The organism is uncultured Imperialibacter sp. (genome assembly GCF_963974565.1).
In the GTDB taxonomy this organism is placed as follows: domain Bacteria; phylum Bacteroidota; class Bacteroidia; order Cytophagales; family Cyclobacteriaceae; genus Imperialibacter; species Imperialibacter roseus.
The window spans coordinates 197,801-220,092 of sequence record NZ_CAXBCJ010000002.1 but is presented as its reverse complement, the minus strand read 5'-3'; the positions used below and the strand labels follow the sequence as shown (position 1 = coordinate 220,092).

11 protein-coding genes are annotated in these 22,292 nt (G+C 47.2%); 9 read left to right on the top strand and 2 right to left on the bottom strand.

What is annotated here, in order from left to right; all coding sequences use genetic code 11:
- The first annotated feature begins 72 nt into the window (after window positions 1-72).
- The 7 genes from AAC052_RS03680 to AAC052_RS03650 all read left to right on the top strand — a co-directional run bounded on the left by AAC052_RS03680 (window position 73) and on the right by AAC052_RS03650 (window position 17,942).
- Window positions 73-2,838, top strand: a complete 2,766-nt coding sequence (locus AAC052_RS03680) for an ATP-binding protein (RefSeq protein WP_339811019.1) — start codon at window positions 73-75, stop codon at window positions 2,836-2,838.
- 188 nt (window positions 2,839-3,026) lie between these two features.
- Window positions 3,027-7,418, top strand: a complete 4,392-nt coding sequence (locus tag AAC052_RS03675) for an FG-GAP-like repeat-containing protein (RefSeq protein WP_339811018.1) — start codon at window positions 3,027-3,029, stop codon at window positions 7,416-7,418.
- A 225-nt stretch (window positions 7,419-7,643) separates the two neighbouring features.
- Complete coding sequence (locus AAC052_RS03670; protein ID WP_339811017.1) at window positions 7,644-11,447, top strand: PKD domain-containing protein; 3,804 nt, start codon at window positions 7,644-7,646, stop codon at window positions 11,445-11,447.
- Window positions 11,448-11,603: 156 nt separating this feature from the next.
- Window positions 11,604-12,221: a TetR/AcrR family transcriptional regulator gene (locus AAC052_RS03665; protein ID WP_317491623.1), complete on the top strand. Its 618-nt coding sequence runs from the start codon at window positions 11,604-11,606 to the stop codon at window positions 12,219-12,221.
- 55 nt (window positions 12,222-12,276) lie between these two features.
- Window positions 12,277-13,632 carry a TolC family protein gene (locus AAC052_RS03660; protein ID WP_339811016.1) on the top strand — a complete coding sequence of 452 codons (1,356 nt, stop codon included), beginning with the start codon at window positions 12,277-12,279 and terminating at the stop codon, window positions 13,630-13,632.
- A gap of 22 nt (window positions 13,633-13,654) precedes the next feature.
- Window positions 13,655-14,767 carry an efflux RND transporter periplasmic adaptor subunit gene (locus AAC052_RS03655; protein WP_339811014.1) on the top strand — a complete coding sequence of 371 codons (1,113 nt, stop codon included), beginning with the start codon at window positions 13,655-13,657 and terminating at the stop codon, window positions 14,765-14,767.
- A gap of 34 nt (window positions 14,768-14,801) precedes the next feature.
- Window positions 14,802-17,942 carry an efflux RND transporter permease subunit gene (locus AAC052_RS03650; protein WP_339811013.1) on the top strand — a complete coding sequence of 1,047 codons (3,141 nt, stop codon included), beginning with the start codon at window positions 14,802-14,804 and terminating at the stop codon, window positions 17,940-17,942.
- An 85-nt stretch (window positions 17,943-18,027) separates the two neighbouring features.
- Here AAC052_RS03650 and AAC052_RS03645 read toward each other — a convergent pair whose 3' ends face one another.
- Window positions 18,028-20,625 (bottom strand): FtsX-like permease family protein, encoded by a 2,598-nt coding sequence (locus tag AAC052_RS03645; protein ID WP_339811012.1) that lies wholly within the window; start codon window positions 20,623-20,625, stop codon window positions 18,028-18,030.
- The gene (locus AAC052_RS03640) at window positions 20,622-20,948 is read right to left on the bottom strand and encodes a helix-turn-helix transcriptional regulator (protein ID WP_339811009.1); all 327 of its coding nucleotides are present in this window, start codon (window positions 20,946-20,948) and stop codon (window positions 20,622-20,624) included. The genes AAC052_RS03645 and AAC052_RS03640 overlap by 4 nt, the downstream gene beginning before the upstream one ends.
- A 148-nt stretch (window positions 20,949-21,096) precedes the next feature.
- On the opposite strand from AAC052_RS03640, the gene AAC052_RS03635 reads away from it, so the two are divergent.
- Together AAC052_RS03635 and AAC052_RS03630 are read left to right on the top strand one after the other, a co-directional pair.
- Window positions 21,097-21,600, top strand: a complete 504-nt coding sequence (locus AAC052_RS03635) for a hypothetical protein (RefSeq protein WP_339811007.1) — start codon at window positions 21,097-21,099, stop codon at window positions 21,598-21,600.
- 261 nt (window positions 21,601-21,861) lie between these two features.
- Window positions 21,862-22,179: a hypothetical protein gene (locus AAC052_RS03630; RefSeq protein WP_339811006.1), complete on the top strand. Its 318-nt coding sequence runs from the start codon at window positions 21,862-21,864 to the stop codon at window positions 22,177-22,179.
- Window positions 22,180-22,292 lie beyond the last annotated feature (113 nt).

Sequence of the window (22,292 nt, the reverse complement as noted above, 5' to 3'; positions counted from 1 at the left end):
TTTGGTTTAATACTATGCCAAACAATTTGAACGCCCTATATTGACCAATCAATCAGCTCGCTATTTTTTTTCATGAAAAGAGGACTTTTCGGTTTTTTTATCTTTTTGACGCTGCACCTTCCACTCGGTAGCTATGGGCAGGCAGTGAAGGGCGTCCTAACATATGCCGGAGAGGAAAGGTTGGCTTTGGACGGTGAATGGGCTTTCTATTGGAAGCAACTTCTGCCGCCAGGAGACGAGGCATTTGTCGCCACGGAAGCTCGCTACGTTAAACAAGTATCCTATTGGAATACCCACCCAGAGCTAAAGGAGCAGCTACCAGCGTTTGGCTATGCTACCTACCGACTGGTTGTTGAGTCGACGCAGGACTACAGGGTGGCCGTGGAAATACCCGGCTTCAATTTGTCGTATGCACTTTTTCTCAACGGGGAACTGATCAGCAGCGATGGCGTGGTGTCCGATTCCAAAGACACCTATGTTCCCGACTGGACGGTCAGCATGAAAACCGTGATGCTGCATGAGGGCGAAAATGAAATAGTGGTTCAGGTGGCCAATTTTGATCACTCCAATGGTGGCTTTTTTAAACCGATCATTATCGGCGACCCCGATGTGCTTCCACACGAAAGAGACCTCAACCTCATCATCGAAACGTTCAATATTGGGGGGGTGTTTCTTATCGGATGTTTCTTCGTTGGCCTGTTTTTCTATTTGGGTGAAGACAAATCATTCCTGTTCTACGGTCTGTTTGTTATTATGTACGCCTTGTATATCAGCAACTATGGCCAGTATGTGTTCGGTACAGTCTTTCCTGGGGTTCCATCCAGATTCAAGCTGAAAATCACCTACCTGACCATGTATCTGGCGTGGCTGTTTTACACACTTTTTCTGTGCGAACTGTTCAAGGAGGATTTTCATAAAATTGTTTCAAGGATTGCTCTCATTATTGCTGTTCCTCTGTGCCTTTCAGCATTGGTATTGCCCATGAGCATTTATACGCTAACCCTGGTTCCGTTCAGTGTTGTTGCTCTGGTGTATATCATTTATGGATTTTACATCACTTTGGTGGCACGAGTACGGAAAAGGGGAGGCTCCTTGTCTATTTTTTTAGGCTTGGCTCTCTGCACGTTGGCGATCGTGATTCTGTCGGCTTATCATTATAACCTGATTCTTACCAGGCCCAACGCCATCAGCGTGCTGTTTACGGCCACTTTTTTTGTTATGTCCTTTGCCTTTGCTGAGAAGATTGGTAAAGCCTTTAGTTCTGCAAGGGCGCTGCAGCTTGAAACTGCTTCACAAAAGCGGGAGATTGAAATACAGGCCAAAGAACTGAAGCAACTGGATGAAGCCAAATCGAGGTTTTTCGCCAATATCTCTCATGAGTTCCGCACTCCGCTTACCATGATTTTTGGGCCCGTGCGGGAGCTCTTACTAGCTGTTCACGATAGCCGCCCCAGAAAGTATTTGCAAACTATCCAAAACAACGCCAGCCGTTTGTTAAAGCTGGTCAACCAAATTCTGGAGTTGGCAAAGCTTGATGCCGGGCACCAAATGCTGGTGAAAGAGTATGTCGACGTCAGTAAATTCATTATCGAAACAGTTGAGAGCTTTCAACTGGAAGCGAAGTCAAACAGTATCACGCTATTGCTAAGGGCCAGCGATCAGATTTCAGGCTGGATTGATCCTGATGCGCTTGAAAAGATCGTATTGAACCTGTTGTCCAACGCATTCAAGTTTACGCCGGGCGGAGGAACTATTGCCCTGACGCTTTCTTTGGAAGGTACAAAAGCCAGGATCGATGTTGAAGATACTGGCATTGGCATACCACAAGATCAATTGCCTTTCATTTTCGACAGGTTCTATCATACTGAGAGTGACAAGCAGGCAAGCTCAGGTATCGGGCTTAGTTTGGTAAAGGCGCTGGTAGATCAACTGAATGGTGAGATCACGGTAGAGAGTGAGCCGGGGGTGCGAACCTGCTTTAGGCTTCTCTTGCCCCTGGAGAAAGACGAAACCGAGGGCAGCTCCACAATTGGTGGCGCTGCTATTGCTTCGGAAGAGGGTGGTATCGTTAATGGGGAAGCCCCCAGGATACTGGTGATAGAAGACAATGATGAGGTGCGCCAGCATATTGCAGATGTCTTAAGCCACGATTTTGAATTGTTAACCTCGTCCAATGGAACCTCAGGTATTGCAACAGCCATTGAGCAAATGCCTGATGGAATCATCTGCGATTTGATGATGCCTGGTGTTGATGGGTTTGAGGTTTGTGCGCAATTGAAGCAAAACGAGAAAACCAGTCACATTCCCATTGTGATGCTGACTGCCAAAGCCGACAATGAAAGTAAAATAAAGGGGCTGGAGACGGCGGCCGACGACTACCTGACCAAGCCGTTTGATCAGAAAGAGCTCATTGTGAGGCTTAGGAACCTGCTGGAGAGCAGGCGGCAGCTCATGCATAAATACAGTCAGCAAACGATGCTGAAGCCCCAGGAGATTGCGGTCTCTTCCATCGACAAGGTTTTCCTGGAAAAGGTGATTGCGGCGGTTAACACCCACCTGGCTGATGAAGGCTTTTCAGTAGAAGAACTCAGCAGGGAGGTGGGCATGAGCAAAAGCCAGCTCAACCGCAAACTGCAGGCCTTGATAGGCCAAACACCCAATAAGCTAATAAGAAGCTTCCGGTTGCAGCAAGCCCATGAGCTATTGGAGAAGAACGCTGGCTCAATAGCTGAAATTGCCTATATGACCGGCTTTTCCAGCCCCAACTACTTCAATGCCGTGTTCAAAGATGAATTTGGTATTGTGCCGCGACAGGTTCAACGAAATAAAGCTGATTAGAGAATCAACTCGTACTCCTTTCTACATTCCTGTCCGTAAGGCAATTTTTGTTTCGACAAAACCCTGCTTATTCTGGAAATATCCTTCTTCGCTTCAAAACCTTAAGCATTTGCATCAAATCCTTAAGCCGAAGAAAATGCTAATACTGAGCTTTGAGACTGAATTAAAACGCAACCAAATTCAACTCTATGAAAGTCAGAATGATCTTCGCCCTTTTGATACTCTCTGCTGTAAGGCCAACCTGGGCTCAGTTTAATGAAGACGCAGTCAATAGCATCGTCATCAACGAGACCTCAGAAGGTGGTGTGAGTGACTGGGGCGACTACGACAATGATGGCGATCTGGATTTGGTCATTGGTTCCTTTGGTTTTCTTTTCGTGGAGTTGTATATCAATGAGGGCGGCACTTTTACTCTCTCAAACCCTGGCATCTTTAGCACCAACGGTGGCAATATAAAATGGGGGGATTACGATGGAGATGATGACCTCGACTTACTGGTTACTCGCTCCAGGTCATTTTCCGACGATTATTTACTGAAGCTGTATGAAAATAAGGAGGGTGTTTTTACAGACGTAACCAACGAGGCAGGCTTACCGACCTCGCTTTCTCATTTTGGAAGTTGGGGCGATTTTGACGGCGATGACGACCTCGACCTGGCGGTGATAGCCACAAAAGACGGCAAAATCAAAGCCGTTATTTATGAGAACAATGGTGGTGTTTTTACGGATATTGATGCTGCACTGCCTGAAGCAGAAGAAGGCACAGTAACCTGGGCGAATTTTGATGAATCAGGAGACCTGGAACTGTTGGTTACAGGTTTCAATCGAACGGCATTCAAAACGCAAAGTAGCATTTTCAAAAGAGTGGAGGGTGTGTTTGAAGACTCCGGCGCCGGGCTCTCCGGTGTGATGTACAGCTCAGCCAGTGCCGGCGATTTTGATGGAGACAGCGACCTGGATATTATTCTGACAGGCTCCGCTAATAGTCTCGCTACTCACCCGGCAGGGGTGCCCAAATCTTTCATCTATCGGAATGATGATGGCGCCTTCACGGCCCTAAGCACCGGGATTAGCAACGTAATATATGGGTCCTCTGATTGGGGTGATTACGACGATGATGGTGATGACGACCTTATCGTGACTGGGCTGACAAACTACCTGGAAGGGGAGGCCATCAGCAAAATATACCGAAGCAATGGTGACGGGACTTTTGATGCCGTGGAAGCGTTATTTCCGTCAACCATTTTTGGAAATGCGCAATGGGGCGATTATGACGGCGATACCGACCTTGATTTTGTTCTCATTGGGCAGCAATACATTTATGACGACCTGCCGGTCAGAAAGATTTATGCCAACATGCTATTGCCAGAAACGTCAATCGACCTGGCCACAATCAATGAAAACATGCCGGTAGGCACAGTCATTGGTGACTTGACTACCGTTCCGGCAGGAGACTATTCCTATAGCTTGGCAGTAGATGTGCCGGATAACACATCTTTCGTTGTGGAGGGAAGCCAACTTCTGTCTAACGTGATTTTTGACTATGAGTCACAAAGTAGCTATTTACTAACGATAGAGGCCTCTATTGATGGTGAAATCACGCACAGCCAATTGCTTGCCATAGAAATAAACGACCTGAACGAAGCACCATCGTTCATTCAACTGGATAATCTTGCGGTCAACAGATCGGTCGGAAATGGAGGGCTCGTAGCGACGTTATCCGCCAATGACCCTGATGCAGATAACGAGCACGAATTCGCACTAACAAGCGGCGAAGGTGACGATTTCAATAGCCAGTTCCATATTGAGAGCAATTTACTGACTGTCAAGAGTCCGGGAAGCCTTTCGGCGGGAGGCTACAGCATTCGCATAAAGGCAGTAGATCAGGACGACGCCGCCGTTGAGCAAGCCATGGTCATTGACGTGATTGATGACATTCCCTGGACATTCGTGCGCAATGACCTTGCCTCCGAAGTTCTGCAAGCGATGACTTTCTCTGACGCTGATTGGGCGGATTATGATGGCGATGGCGATCAGGACTTGCTCATCGTTGGAACAGATGAATCAAGTCAGCCCGTGGTAAGAATCTACAAAAACGATCTGGGCACTTTTGTTGATGCCGAAGCCAGCTTGCCAACAGTGTTGGCTGGTGCTGCGAGGTGGGGCAAAAGAACAGCTGATGGATATGCCGACCTGCTGCTGACAGGCTCAGTCGGTGGGGTTTCCCAAACAGATGTTTATCATTACGAAAATGGGGGGTGGAATAAGACTGCCAACAACTTTGTAGACGTTGGTGATCTTGGATCAAGTTATGCCGATTGGGCGGATTATGATCAGGATGGTGACCTGGATGTGGTGTTGACAGGGTCTACCGCCAGCAGTATAAAGTACTCAAAAATCTATCGAAACGATGAGGGAACCTATATCGACATTGAGGCTACTCTGGCCGTTGTGTCGGATGGAGTTGTAGAGTGGGGTGACTATGACGGTGATGGTGATCTGGATCTGGCTTTGGCTGGTGATGGCTGGTTTGAATTTGTTGGCAAGGTTTACAGAAATGATGGTGGACAATTCGTCGACATTGAGGCTGGCATCGCACCCGTAGGTGTTAGCTCCATGCAGTGGGGTGATTATGACAATGATGGTGACTTAGACTTATTGCTTCACGGCATTGATACTGATTGGGTCACTCATACCTACATCTACGAATATGACGGCAACAGCTTTGTAGAAACTGAGCTCTTTCTGGGCTTCGGAACCAGTTACGTAGACTGGGCAGACTACGATCATGATGGTGATTTCGACATCATTGCCACAGGCTCATTGGTGGAGTCGGAAAACATTACTACCCGTGTTTTTCAAAACAATGACAAGGCTTTCTCCGATTTGTTGATGGATTTGCCCGGGGCAATCCTTGGCCAGGTGCAATGGATCAATATTGATAGCGACCTCGACCTGGACTATCTGATAACAGGATTCAATGGGAGCAACGTCATTTCTGAATTATATCTCAACCAGCTTCTCTCCAATCAGGCGCCTGCCGACATACTGCTTGACAATGCTCATCTCAAACAATCTGCAGGTTTACAGGCCCTGGTGGGTAGTTTTTCGGTGGTTGACCCCGACGAAGCAAATGCGCATACCTATTCGCTAGCCACTGGTGAGGGCGATGAACACAACGACCTATTTGCTGTGGCTGACAATAACTTGCAGGCACTGGATGCCACGGCATTACCAGCGGATACCTATACCGTAAGGATAATGGCCGACGATGGGCACGGAGGGCAAATTAAAAAGGCATTTGAAATAACCGTGGAGGATGATATCGCACCTGTTGCTGTAGCCAAAGACATCGAGGTAGCCCTGGCAGAGGACGGCACCACAACAATAGACCCTTCCATGGTTGACAATGGAAGCACTGACCCGGCAGGAGGGGAGGTTAGCTTTTCCTTAGGCCAAACAGCCTTTTCCTGTGACAACATTGGACAAAACGTAATATCCTTTACAACAACAGATGGGGCTGGCAACAGTTCCTCGATAGACTTTACTGTCACCATTGTGGATGACGCACCTCCCGTTTTGAAGGTACGGGAAGCTGTCATATACCTTGGGAATGAGGGAATCGCCACCCTGTCTGTTGTTGATATTGACAATGGGAGCACTGACAATTGTGGCATTGCATTTAGTTTGAGCCAGACAAATTTTGCATGTGAGAATCTTGGGGAAAACGAAGTCACCGTCACGGGGAAAGACCCCGCTGGCAACACAGTTACCGCTGTGGTGAAGGTTCAGGTACTGGACACCATCGCACCAGTGGTCGTTGGACACGACATAACTGTATACCTCGATGGAGATGGGGTAGCAGCGGTGGCTGATATAGCTATTGACTTTGGGACGACCGACAACTGCGAGCTTGACGCTCTGTACCTGGATTGGCCTTCTGATTTCATTGACTGCGGACAATTAGGCGACCATTTGGTAGATTTAGTTGGCGTTGACAAAAGTGGCAACAGCACCGTGAAAGAAATTACCATGACTATAGCTGACAACCAACCTCCAAATCTTTTTACCAGGTCACTCACTGTTACACTGGATGAGGGTGGGCAGGCCGAAATTGCCTTCGATGATGTAAATGACGGGAGTTATGACAACTGCTCAACGGCCGAATACACGCTGAGCAGGACAGTTTTTACCTGTGAAGACCTTGGGACGACGACAATAGAATTCACAGGTGTGGATGCTTATGGGAACACATCGTCGCAAACAGTAGAACTAACCGTAGAAGGCACTTGCAACGAATTGCTGGGAGCTAAGGATGCGTTGGCAGCAGACGTTATCGTTTATCCAAACCCGACTACAGATTTTATAATGGTAAGGTCTGCGAATGGCAGCGGCTTTGATAATGGCGAGGTGTACGTGTATGACCTTACCGGCATGCCTGTTGTCAAACAAACAGTCAGGGCAGGCGAAGATGAGGTCAAACTGTCTGTCATGGGCTTATCAAAAGGTGTATACCACCTTATATTCAAAAAATACAACAGCAGCGATCTTTCACTGAGAGCCTCATTTATCAAGAACTAGGTGTGAAACACTTCTTTGGTTAAGAATGGGTTAATTCAAGCATAAATAACACTTTTGGTCTAAAGAAAATGAGGTCTCTCTTTCATCTAAAGCTATACACTGAGATCATTAAGTACATTCTTGTTTGCTAAAACGTGCCATCTGCCATATTTTTGACTACCAGTCTTTGTAAGTAAGGTTATTTTTTTGGCTTCAATCAGTTGTGTATTTTTCCTATATATTTGAATGAGGCGTTCATTCATGAAGTATCTGCTGTTTTCCCTTTGTTTGGCCCCTTTGTCCTGCCTTGCGCAAAGCGTCGATTTTTCAATCGATTTTTCGGAAGGTTGTGTTCCGCTGACAGTCAATTTTACTGACATATCCACTGCAAGCCCCATCACAGACTATCAGTGGACTTTTGGGAATGGTAACAGCTCTGTGCTTCAAAATCCCAGCGCAGTATATACCGGCGCTGGCACATTTCAGGTGACATTGGTGGCTAAATCTGGCGCCGCTACGTTGGGGACTAAAACGATGGACATTGTGGTACATGACAAGCCTTCCATTGATTTTTCGTTTTCCCCTGCGGAAGGGTGCAGCCCGTTGCCAGTGTCTTTCGTTGCTGAGAGCCTCACAGCAGGGAACACCCTGCAGTCTTTCGAGTGGGTTTTTGGAGATGGGAGCTCCAGCAACGAGGAATCACCTACGAACACTTACCAAAGCCAGGGCGACTACTCTGTTACACTTGTAGCAAAAGACCAGTTTGGCTGCGAAAGCACTGTTTCAAAAAGTGCTATCATCAAAGCATTCGGGATTAAGGCAACCATCGGAGCTGATAAGACCGTTTTGTGTGAAACGCCAGCACAAGTGAGCTTTAGTGCGGCTGTGACCGGCTCAGGTGTGAACGGCTCAGGTGTGACCGGCACAGGTCAGAACATCGGTTACAAATGGGACTTTGGCGATGGCAGTAGCAGCACAGCCCAAAACCCGCCCCATACCTACTCAAGCGCAGGCGATTATAAGGTGACAATGACTGCAACTGACGAAAAAGGTTGCCAGGATACTCAGCAGCTTTCGGTTGTAATAGGCAGCGGTACTGGGATCTCCTTCACAGCGTCTGCTTCACAGACTTGTGTTGGCAACCAGGTTTACTTTATAGAAACATCTGACAAAACGATACTTTCCAGGCACTGGGATTTTGGAAACGGGAAGACATCCGATGCGGCTTCTCCGGTCACCACCTTCAGCGAGCCGGGCAAATATCAGGTAGTGCTCACGGCCCAGCTACAAGGGCAGGCTTGTGAAGCAAAAACAGTGAAAGAGATCATCGTTGGGGCAGACGCAGCAACGTCGTTTACCGCCCAGCAAAAGTGCTCACTTCAAATTCAGTTTTCGAATAGCTCGACCAACAGCACCCGATGGAGTTGGAACTTTGGTGATGGAATGACATCGGAGGATGAGTCGCCCAGTCATGCTTACGCCGCTCCGGGGTTGTACCAGGTAACTTTGACCAGCTATAGCAGTGTGGGCTGTGAAGCATTGCTAAGTCAGGAAGTTGAGGTGGTTCATATCGTCAATACAAAGATTCTTCCCGAAGACCAGCAAAGCTGTAGCGAAATTTCGCTGTCGGGCTGCGCACCGTTCACGCTTCCGTTTACTTCTGTAACAGAAGCAAGCGAAAGCTATTCCTTACTCTGGACTTTTGGCGACAATACTTCGACCACCGAAGCCAACCCAGTACACGTTTTCGCTCAGCCGGGAACCTATGAGGTTGTGCTATTGGCGACAAGTGCATCTGGTTGCACTAGCAGAAAAGAAGTGGACGTTGTGGTGTCATCCACAGTGCCAACAGCCGCCTTCACTGTCAGCAAGCAGGTTGTTTGTGCCTGGGAGCCAATCAACTTCACAAGCGAGTCCCTGAATGCTACTTTTTATTGCTGGGACTTTGGTGATAGTACAGGGACTATTGAAGAGAACCCGATACATAGTTATGAACGGCCGGGGTTGTACACGGTGAAGCTAAAAGCAAAAAATGCCGGTTGTGAAGACGAGATTGTTAAAACAGAGCTAATAGAGGTATTGAACCCTTTTGTTGATTTTGACTTTTCGAAAAGCTGCGACGATCCTAACATGATCAGTATCAGCAACTTTTCAAGTGACTACGATGGCATCACATGGGAATTTGGTGACGGCACTAAGAGCAACGAAATAGCTCCATCGCACACCTATCCAGGCCGGGGCACTTATACATTGAAAGCTACCGCATTCAACAATGAAACGTCCTGCGTGGTATCGGTCGAGCAGGGAGTAAGCATTTACAACGTTCGGGCCGACTTTTCCACCACCGACACCACGATTTGCAAAGGTATTCCTGTTCAATTTAATGATGCATCAATCGATGCCGAGCATTGGGTCTGGACGTTTCCTGATGGCACCAGGTCGGATGTCACCAACCCGATGCAAACCTATTATGATGCCGGGTATTTTGGAGCAGAGTTGACTGTTATTGATCCCGACGAGTGTACATCGACCATAAAAAAAGAGGATGTCATCAGGGTATTGGACATCGATGGCGCATTTAGTTTTATTACAAATAATAAATGTGACTCTCTCGTAGTTAACTTCAAAGACTTCTCCAGAGGATCCCCCGGCATAGTCGCCTGGGAATGGGATTTTGGGGATGGCGGCTCGTCCACATCGCAAAACCCCGTACATGCCTATTACGGCGAGATGAACTACAATATCGGGCTGACACTGACAAATACTGAAGGCACGTGCTCAATATTCAGAGAAAACGTTATTTCGTTTGTTAAGCCTGTTCCCAGGTTCATGACGGAAGCCGATGCGTATTGCGTGAATGATACGTTGACGTTAGAAAACATATCGATGAACGCCGTCAGCTATAGCTGGGAACTCGGAGATGGCAGCACATCCACTGAGCTGGGGCCGGTTGTTTCTTACAACACGCCGGGCAGTTACACCATCAAGCTTCTTGCGGAGGACGTTGATGGATGCCTGAGCAAAGAACCAGCGATCAAAGAGGTCATTGTTTCGCAGCCGCAGGCTAAGTTCGAGGCTGCCAATACTTTTATTGAATGTCCACCGCTGATTACCACTTTTCAGGACAAGTCGGGCGAGGGCATTGCCTCTTACCAGTGGGATTTCGGCGATGGGCAAACATCGGCACTGGCCCAGCCGGTGGTGACTTATCTCATTCCGGGCGACTACTCAGTGTCACTTTCTGTAGTTGATGAGTATGGCTGCATGAGCAGCGTTACAAAAGACACCATCGTCAGTGTAGGCGGCCCCTATGGTTCACTTGACTTTGATAGTTTGAGCACTTGCGAAGGTTTTGATATACTGTTTGAAGCGCATGGCACCAACACATCGACTTATAGATGGGATTTTGGTGATGGTGACGTGGTTGATACACAAAGTAACTCTATAAACAGAGCATACGATGAAGCTGGGAACTATTTTTTAAACCTGGTCTTCATCAATTCACAAGGCTGCACTGTGCCCTATCAGGTGTCACCTGCCATCGCCGTGGCACCCGGGCCCGAGTCTGACTTTACAATCAGTGAAATGTACCCTTTTACCCATGAGGAAGTGGTCGTCTCTGTAACGGAGGATTCAGATAGTCTGGCGTACTTCTGGCTAGTAGACGGCATAGAGTGGGAGGGAAATGAAGTGGCCTTGGCCTTCGAAAACTATGGAGACAACGATGTGACGCTTTTTACAAAAGACACCGTGGGATGCGGCTCTGCTGTTGTCCATTCGTTTTTTGTGCAAGAGGAAGTCACCGATCTCCCCAATGCATTTTCTCCAAACAACGACAGTTTCAATAACTCTCTTTACCTGCCTGGCGTGGAAAACGGCTTATGGACACTTGAAATATACTCCCGGTCGGGCACCCAGGTCTTTCGCATGGAAAGATACGCAAATGACTGGGAGGGAGGAGAACTGGCTGCCGGTGTTTACTTCTATCAACTTGCCAACGAGCTGCGGCCTGAAAAAAAGATGAAGGGCTACCTTCACCTTGTCAGGTAATACTGAAGGTGGGCGGTAAAGGCGCTGCCCTGTTATACTCTACTGCCGTGAATCACTGTTTGCAACCTCTTGAATTTTTCTTTTGCGCTTTCTGAACTAAAAGCTAAAGCTTGCGTTAACAAAAATGTTAAACAAAAAAGTAAAGAGCTTTCGTTCATGAAAATCGAAGAAGCACAGACTGAGCATGTGATCAAAGAGAAGGCCAAAGAGCTTTTTTTTAAGAAAGGGCTGATCAAAACGACTACCCAGGAAATTGCTGACGCTGCTGGGGTGAACAGGGCTTTGATTCATTACTACTTCAGGTCGAGGGAGCATATGCTGAGTATTCTGCTGGACGAAGCGATGGAAGAAAAGCGGGAACGGGTAAAAAGCATTCTTTCATTCGACCTGCCATTTAGGGAAAAGATAGCCAGGTACATCGATGCGATCATTACTTACAACATGACGTATCCATATCTTGAAAACTTCATCATCAGCGAAACGGTGAGAAACAAGGATAGAACCGAAGCCTACTGCGCCAGGAACCAATCCCGATCAAGTGACTTGATTCGTGATCAGTTGGCCGAGGAAATCCAGCAAGGCAGGCTGGCACCCGTTACACCCGAACATTTTTTGGTTAACCTTATTGCGTTATGCAACTACCCAATGCTGGCTAAGCCTATTTTGAGAACGATTCACGGCATGACGGAAGAGGCTTACCACGAATTTTTGCTTGAACGAAAACAGGTCATCTACATGACAATTTTTAACGAAGAAATGCCATCAGTTAGCTAATGACTTCTTCTTCAACCAGTAACTTATTAATAAACTTTTAAGAACAAATTTGAGTATGCAGCTTTTTCTACGGAAAGCACATTTGTTTCAAAAATCATCCATCAGGATGTCGATGCTGACACTTGTGTTAGTTTTATTGAATACCACTTTATCGCTGGGCCAGAGTGGCGACCCGCTGGAGGTTGCCACGCTTGACAAGGTGGTGGAATATGCCCTGGCTCATCAGCCCAATGTGCAGCAGGCCCAGATTGACGAGGAAATTACGGACAAGGCCATCAAAGGGAAGCTGGCCGACTGGTATCCTCAAGTCAATTTCACCTATAACTATCAACGTTTTATTGACTTGCAAGCAAGTGTAATTGGAGGGAACGTGATTCGGTTTGGGGTTAACAATACCTCATCAGCGCAGTTCAGTGCTACCCAGGCTGTGTTCAACAGAGATGTGCTTCTGGCTAGCAGCACTGCTTCTCAGGTGCGAAGTCAGGCCGGCCTCAATACCAGCCGCAGTAAGATTGATGTGGTGGTGAATGTAACCAAAGCTTTTTATGACGCATTGGCCATGATGCAGCAGATTGAGGTAAGCGAGGAATCGATCGTTAGACTGGAGCGCAGCCTGAAGGATGCCCAAAGCCGGTATAATTCGGGTGTGTCGGATAAAACGGATTATAAAAGAGCCACTATTTTGCTGACCAACGCTAAAGCTTCTTTGAAGACGAATCAGGAGCTGCTTAAGTACAAGCAAGAGTACCTGAAAACGCTGATGGGCTATCCGCTTGATCAGAACCTTCCGGTGCAATATGATCCGCTTTTGATGGAACAGGAAATAGCCCTAGATACAACCCAGGAGGTGAACTATGCTGATCATATTGACTTTAAGATCATGCAGTCACAGAAAAACCTTCAAGACGCCAACGTGAAGTACAGCAAATGGGCTTTTTTGCCTTCTGTTAGCCTGTTTGGTAACTATAACCTTAACTATCAAAACAATAACTTCAGCGATTTGTACAACACAAAGTATCCGTTTTCTTTTGTTGGGGCTTCGCTGGCACTGCCAATCTTACAAGGAGGTAAGAGGTTAGTGAAAATTCAGGAGGCTAATTTGTCGAACAGTCGATTAGACCTTGGACTGAAAAACCTGAAGAGTAATATCAATACTGAGTACACCAGAGCGCTGGCTTCCTACAAAAGCAATCTGGCACTCTATCAGGCACAAAAGGACAATGTTGAACTTGCTGAGGAAGTATATGACATCATTCAGCTTCAATACCAGAGTGGTGTAAAAACCTACCTCGAAGTCACGATCGCAGAGAGCGACCTGAGAACAACCCGTATCAATTATTACAATGCCCTGTACATGGTGCTTGCCAGCAAAATGGATGTGCTGAAAGCCCTGGGCCAAATCAATTATTAATTCTTTAATTACTCAACCATACATGTCAGTGAATAAAATTTACATCTTTTTTGTCTTTGGCTTACTGCTAATCGCCGCAGGATGCGGAAGTAACAATCAACAGGGAGGGCCAGCACGGGGCCCGGTAGCAGTCACCGTGGAAGAGGTCAACTACACAATCGCACCTTTTTATGAAGAATACCCGGCTACTGTGAAGGCTTTGCAGGAAGTTGAGCTTCGTGCACAGGTGAGTGGTTATATCACAGGAATCTTCTTTAAAGAAGGTGACAAAGTAAAAAAAGGGCAGAAGCTCTACACCATCGATCAGCAGCAGTCGCAGGCGGCGTATAGCCAGGCGCTGGCGAACCTGGCTGTGCAGGAGGCCAATCTCGACAAAGCAAAAAAGGATTTTGAAAGATACAAAGAGCTTGAAAAAGACGATGCGATTGCCAAGCAGCAGGTAGATTATGCTGAATCGGCCTACACTTCAGCCAAGCAACTTGTAGAAGCAGCGAAAGCCACTGTAAACAGCGTGCAAACCAATGTGCGCTACTCAACGATTGTGGCGCCATTTGACGGAACCATTGGCATTTCAGCAGTGAAGCTTGGTGCGTCGGTAACGCCTGGCCAAACGCTGCTTAACACTATTTCTTCCGATGATCCCATGGCAGTGGATGTAGTTATAGATCAAAGCAAAATCAGTGGCTTTAGCCAGATATTGGCGAAAGGCAGTGATAACGCAGCCGATTCCGCTTTCAGACTGGTGCTTGACAAGTCTTTGTACCCGCATTTTGGAAAGCTAAGCTTTATCGACAGGGCGGTAGATCCGCAAACGGGCACCATCAAAATTCGGGTGGAACTGCCAAATCCTGAGCACATGTTGCGCCCGGGCATGAGTGGCAGCCTGCAAGTGTTGTCGAACGTGTCCGGCAAATCCATCACCATACCTTTCAAAGCCGTTACAGAGCAGCTGGGCGAATTCTTTGTCTATGTGTCCGACGGTAGCAAGGTGTCGCAAAGGCGGGTGAAACTGGGGAAACAAATTGGCAGCAACGTTATCGTTGCCGATGGTTTGAAGCAAGGTGAGGTAATTGCGGTAGAGGGTGTGCAGAATCTTAGAGAGGGAGCCGCCATCACAGTTGCCACAGCGAAGTAAATAATTCAACCAGAATCTATTCAATTAAGAAAAAATGGTCGCAGATGTTTTTATAAAAAGACCCGTAACCGCCATCGTCATTTCTATTGTGATTGTGCTGGTTGGTCTGATTGCGATGAGCACATTGCCCATCTCCCAATATCCAGATATCACACCTCCAACTGTAGCTGTAAATGGCGTTTATATAGGAGCTGACGCTGAAACGGTGGAGCAAACCACCACCACCGCCATTGAAACGCAAATCAACGGCACACCTGGCATGACTTACATGTCAAGCAACAGCACCAGCAGCGGAGTGAGTGGCGTCACCGTCACATTCGACATAGGTACTAATATTGATATTGCTACGCTCGACGTCCAAAACCGGGTAAGCGTGGCTGAGCCTACCCTTCCTGAGATTGTAAGAAGGTTGGGACTTACCGTGCGCAAAAGGAACCCGAGTATTTTTATGGCCCTGGCGCTATACTCTCCTGAAGGCACGCATGACGCCACCTTCCTTGGCAACTTTGCCAATATTTACATGAAAGATGCCCTCCTTCGGGTAAAGGGAGTAGGGGACATCTTTTCAGTGGGGGACGATTTTGGTATGCGTATTTGGTTAGATCCTCAAAAACTGGCTAACCTCAAGATTACACCAGCTGAAGTGAACGCAGCCCTACAGGAACAAAATCTTCAGATTTCGGCGGGAACAATTGGCAGCACACCTCAGGCTTCAACGCAAACATTTGAGTTTAATATACTGACAAACAGCAGGATAAGCACAGTTGAAGACTTTGAGGATATTGTGGTAAAAACCAATCCGGTCACGGGAAATATGGTGTACCTGAAAGACATTGCCAGGGTAGAGTTGGCCAAGGCTAGTTATGGTAACCACCCGTTTGTGATGGGTAGGCCCGCTTCTTTTGTGCTGCTCTATCTGGAGCCGGGTGCCAATGCGCTGGAAGCAAACAAGGGCGTGCGGGAAACGCTTGCGCAGCTTAAAGCCAATTTTCCCAAAGACGTGGATTACCTTATTCCTTTGGAAACAACCTCTGTTGTGGAAGTATCACTTAAAGAAGTGGCATTCACACTGATGGAAGCCATGATTTTGGTGATTCTGGTAGTATTCCTCTTTCTTCAGACCTTCAGGGCCACTTTGATCCCCATCCTGGCGATCCCAGTGTCGCTGATAGGCACCTTTATCTTCTTTATTCCATTTGGCTTTACGATTAATACGCTTACCCTGTTTGCGTTCGTGCTGGCCATTGGTATTGTGGTGGACGATGCTATTGTGGTGGTGGAATCGATTCAGCACAACATGGATACTCACAAGCTTTCAGCCAAAGATGCTACCATTAAATCGATGAAGGAAATCTCTGCACCTGTAATAGCCATTGCATTGATTCTGGCAGCGGTGTTTGTTCCGGTTGGCTTTGTTCCGGGAATAATTGGAAAACTTTACCAGCAATTCGCCATTACAATTGCTATTTCGGTATTGATTTCTGCTTTCGTTGCCCTTTCGTTGACGCCGGCGCTGTGTATGTTGCTGCTGAGGCCCTCTGATCAATCCAAAAGCAAGAAAGGACTGGAGTGGTTCTTCAGTCGCTTCAACCGCTGGTTCGACAAAATATCGGGTTCGTATACCAACGGTGTGAGAAAGTGGATCAAGGGAACTCCTTATGTACTAGTGATGATGATTTGCCTTTTCGTTGGCCTATTCTTTCTGTTCCAAAACAAATCGACTGGGTTTATTCCCACGGAGGATGAGAAACGCTTTTATGTGACGTATGAAATGGCAGAAGGCACGTCTACGAATCGCAGTATTGAAATGCAGCTGGAGCTTCAAAAGCGCATCATGACCCTGCCATCGTTGGAGGTAGTAGGGGGGCTGGCTGGACTGAACATACTAACTTTTTCTAACAAATCGAACGTCGGAACTCTGTTTGTAAACTTAAAACATTGGGACGAACGTGATCCGGAAACGGAGAGTGTGGAAAAAATTATTGGGCAGGTTATGGCCATGACTTCTGATATCAAGGAAGCAAGAGTGCTGGCGATTGCACCTCCGCCTATTCCAGGTCTTGGAAGGTCTTCCGGATTCACTTTCGAGCTCTTACAGACCAGCAGCCCTGACGATATTTTCGGGTTTGAGGCGACCATGCAAAAGTTTATTGCTGCAGCCAATCAACGCCCTGAGATAGCCGCCGCCTACTCGTTCTTTTCGGCCCGAACACCGGCTTACCAGGTCGACCTTGACAAGGAAAAGGCAAAAAAGATGGGCGTCAACGTGGCCCAGGCTTATGGTACATTGTCGACTTTGTTGGCAAGCAGCTACGTGAACGATTTTAATATTTATGGAAGAAACTTTAGGGTGGTAACCCAGGCCGATACTGTCTATAGAAAAGACATCGACGACATCGGGAAATACTTTGTGAAAAACAGCATGGGTGAGATGGTGCCATTGAGTGCACTCATCACCACGAAGGTGATTGAAACACCGGCGCTCATCTCACATTATAATATCTACCGATCGGCGGAGATCCTCGGCACTTACGCTCCCGGCTATAGCAGCGGCGATGCCATCAAGGCGCTGCAGGAAGTGGCAGCTGAAGTACTCCCAACCGGTTATAGCTATGAGTTTGGCGGGATGAGCTACGAGGAAGTAAAGGCTGGCAACACCCAGAGCATCATATTTCTTGTGTCCATTGTCTTTGTCTTCCTGTTTCTGGCAGCACTCTACGAAAGCTGGTCGATTCCATTTTCGGTACTGTTTGCAGTGCCCATTGGGGCGTTTGGCTCTATCCTGACGCTGACACTTCTACCAGGACTTACGAACAATATTTATGCACAGATTGGCTTGATTACGCTGATAGGGCTGGCAGCCAAGAACGCCATTCTAATTGTGGAATTTGCAAAAGAGCGAGTTGACGCAGGGGGGGACATTATAGAATCAACGCTGGAAGCTGTAAGGCTGCGTCTGCGGCCCATTATCATGACGTCGCTGGCGTTCATTTTGGGTGTGCTGCCTCTTGCGATCTCCACAGGTGCTGGTGCTGAAGCCAGAAAAACCATTGGCTGGACGGTGGCCGGAGGGATGGTAGCAGCCAGCTCCCTGGCCATCTTTGTGGTGCCGGTGCTGTATGTGGCTATTTCAAAAATTGCCTACCGAAGGAAAATGAAGAAGGCAGCATTGTAGTTGTCATTTGATTTTATGAGTTACCAAAGCGCCTGGGAAGTAGTTTTCAGGCGCTTTGTCGTTATTTCAGATGGTGAATACTATTCTACTCCACCCGCAACTGTTCCACGGGATTTAGCTTGCTGGTTTGCATCATTTTGTAGCCCACAGCGCCTACAACAATCCCAAGAATAATCATGACTGGCCAAACATAGTGGATAATGCTGATGTCGATATGATAGGCGTAGATGCCATCAAGCACCGAATGCATCACTGCTGACCCACCGGCCAGGCCAATGATGGCGGCAATGCCAATAATCCAATAGATATCTCTTCCCAGCAGGTGGGTAATCTGCTGCCATGAGGCCCCCATTACTTTCCTTATGCCGAATTCTTTTTTTCGCTTTTGTGCGATAAGTGAAATGAGTGTATACAGCCCAAGAATAGATATCAGGATGGAAATGATGGCCACAATCATGCTGATATTGATCATGATGAAGTTGGTTTGTCGCACTTGCTGCATCACATCTTCCTGAAGAAAACCTCCGTAGAGCTCCTGCGGAAAAAGCTCATACCACAGTGCTTCCAACTCTCTGTTTTTGCCGGTGGCCAATCCATCGGTCTTTAAGGTCGCATAGCCATAACTTTGAGGGCTCATCAGGCGCATTACGCACGGTTTTATTTTGTTGTTAAACATGATTTGCCGCAAGTTGAAATCCTCAACAACACCAATTATCGTGTATCGGTCACCGTCTACTACAATTGGTTTGTTGAGCGCATCTCCTCCCAGCTGGTCTTCCAGCATGCTGTTGATAACTGCTTCCTTTCTGGGCTCTCCTGTATGTGTTCCGTTGCCAGAGAACAGAGACCCGTTAATGAGTCTTATTTCAAGTGTTTCAAGGTACCCGGCGCCGACACCCAATTCCGCGACTTCGTATTCCTGGCCGTTGAAATCAATCGAACTGTTGTTAAAGCTAAACCCAACCAACGAGCTTGTGCCTGCTATTTGCCTGACATCAGTTTGCTGTTTCAGTCGATCTTCCAGTAACGTGTATTGTTGAGGGTCGCTCAAAGGTATATTGATCACCCCGCCCAGGTCATAGCCCCGGTCGAGCCGCTCCTGATACCATGCGTTGTCGGTGGTCACCAGCAGGCCAAATATATTGTAGAAGCAGAGGGCAAACTGAAAAGTAAGCAGCACTGTCATCAGCCTGTTCTTGCCAGAAAGCACCACTTTGTTTCTGAAGATAGCGAGCGAGGGAAACTTTGAAATGTATAAAGCAGGATAGGCACTTGCCATCAGCCCAACGCACAATACCAGCACCAAACCAAAATAAACAAAAGTGGTCCATGGAATCTGGTCAGGTTGAATGATCTCATAGCTCATCATAGCATTGTAGCCTGGAATCATATAATAGGTAAGTCCCAGCGCTATCACCACAGCCACACCTATCATCAGGAAGTTTTCCAGAATGAATTGGGTGATTGTACTGGTTCGGTTGCCGCCAAGCACTTTCCGCACGGCGATTTCCTTCAGTCGGTTGCCTGACAGCGCAATGCTTGTGTTGATAAAGTTGAAGCAGGCCAGCAGTAAAATGCCAATGGCAGAACCCAGCGTGCCAGCTACTGCTGCCGGATGCATTTGCGGCACAAAAGCAGAATTGTGCAACGATGCCTCTAGGGCTGGCCACTCCAGTATATTGTCGAGTCTGTACTCACTGATTTGTAAGTCCTTGTTCGCTTGATTTTGAACATCCAGGTAAGTATTCATTTGTGACACCAACCTGGTCATATCGCCTTCAGGTGCGTAGACAAACGTACCATCTACCCAATTGGACCAGCTATTTTCATTTATTCCGTAAAAGTCGGACAAGTGTTCAAAGTCGGCAATGATAGACAGCCGAAAGCTTGTATTGTTGGGAAGCTTTCTGAAAACGTCTTTCACCGTCAATAGCTGCTCCTGATGATAAGGCAATATGACCGTCAAAAGTTTGCCGACGGGGTAGGGATCACCAAAGAATTTCATAGCAGTTTCATCCGACACATACACTTCACCATGGCTCAGGGCTGGCAGTGGTTCGTTGTTGAGATTTGCCAAATCAAAGTGGCGAATGAAGCCCGGGTCGGTAAAGGACAAGCCTTCCATGAACAGCTTGTGTCCACCTCCCTCGCTTGATTGATTGGCCAGCTTGACTGCGATGGGCTCATTGTGGTAGCGAAAGGCAGCTATGCCTGCGAGGTGCAGAGCAGGGGCAAGGGCTCCGGGGCTGGTGCCAACAGTTGATTCTGCGGTACGCAGTCCGTTTACTTTATAAATTGAAGCCGCTTGAGGGAAGTATTCATTGAACGTATCGTTGAAACGATAGTTAAAGTAGCCAATGGTGCCTATAGAAAACGCAAGTGCCATGCCGAGAATGTTGGCTGCGATGTAAAACGGGTTGTGTTTCATGGCCCGTACAGAGGTGGTGATGTAGTTCCCGGGCAGCTGACTCACCCGAACGCCAGCAGGCTTTTTTACCACCGAGAGGCGGAAAAGCTTCAGCACCTCGACCCTATAAATTCTTCGGGCTCGCTGTAAACCAACGCTTTCGATGTTCTCCTCAAAAGCCTCTTCCAGGTCTCCCTGGAGCTCTTCAAATAGCTCTTCCCGACAAAACCATTGCAGCAGCCGGAACCAAAATTTGGGTAAGTGCGGATGGCTCATAGCAGTTGTGTTGAAGGGACAAGGCTCCACATTTTGTCTCTGAGGGTTTTCATTTCTCTGAGGCTGGCTTTGCCACTCACGGTGAGTGCATAGTAGCGCTTGCGCCGACCGCCACGTTCTTGTGTAGCACCACCGTAGTGCGAGGTGACAAAACCCTTTTCGCTCAACCTTGTTAGGGCGGTGTGGAGAGCCCCCCGGCTCAAACGCCTGTTAAGCCTTTCGCTGATGTCCTGCTGGATTTTTAGCCCGTAGGCATCTTCATCTAGTATCAGTATCGAAAGCAGAATAACTTCTTGCAATTCACCTAGTTGAGCTCCTTTCATCGTATTAGTGTCGTAATTGAAGACCTAATATAGAAACTTATTTGTTTCTTAAATGAAGACATGATAGAATTTTACAATTGAAAATCACTTTTGCCGCTTTATAAGATCAAAATTTTAAAACTGATCCCAAATAGGCTATTTTGAAACCATGAAAAAAGTCTTCGGATTTATACTCACCATTGGTATCGGTCTTTTGAGTGTGGCTATCCTGTACATGGCTACAACTCAGTACTTGTTGGAAGGGGAGACCCTATATGACTATGGCTTATCTATAAAAGCCAATGTTATCGGAGAATCTCATATAGATGTTCGGCGAAGAGGTGCGTCCGACAGGATGCAGGACTTTGTGGAAATCACACCCATCATAGCATTCGAACATCCAAAGGGAACGTTTGTAGATACTGCCCGACAATTTACCCGCATCATTCTTAAAGGAGCAATTGACGACCCGGACGAAGTCCAAACCGGAGACACGGTTAATCTGCTTGTGAGCCCATATGAACCAAAGGCGTATATTGTAGAAGGGGAGGCAGACCCCAATAATTGGATAGGTTTCTTTATTTGGGCTGGTATAGGCGCAGCCCTTATGTTTTGGTTTTACATTAGGTTCAAAAGCCACTTTCCCAAAGATGCTGAAACGAGACAGCTTTGACAGTAAATAATTTTTAACTAAGAAATTAGTTTGAAATCAACTATATTTTTAGTTTTGAAGCGCTGCCACCGTGCCTCGTCATATATGAATAGATTCCCGGCTCTGCTTTTTCTGCTATTTGCCCTTAGTTCATGCAATCGAACGCTGCTGACAAACAATGCACCTCGATGTAAGTTTCGGCTTACGCAACAAGCACTATTGCTCACCGGCAAACGGTGGCAGGAGGTAAGCATAGAGGCGAGGAGATTATCCGCAGGTGCAATGCCCACCACAAAAGATTTCAAAGATGTTACCGGCCAGTTCAGCCCCTCTGATCTTGACGACGTGGCCATCTTTGACGAGAAGGGCACCTATGTCTTCGACGAGGGGGCAGTAAAAGCCAGGCCCGAAAGCCCACAAGTATATGAGAAAGGAACCTGGTGCATTTGCAAAGGAGGGAGCCAGCTTATTCTAACCAATGGCCCGGCTATCACTGTGTACGACATCATTCGATTGGAGGAGAATTCATTGATCCTCCAACTGCACCGAACCAAAGAAGAAGTGGCTGATACTTACCTGCTGACTTACCAACCTTTTTGAGTAGTAATACCTAAGCCGAGCGTGATAACTTGACGACCTCCTTTACAAAAACTGTATCCATCATTTTTGTCAAGCAAAACTGATTTTTTTTGTTTTTCTTCGGGCTTTGAATC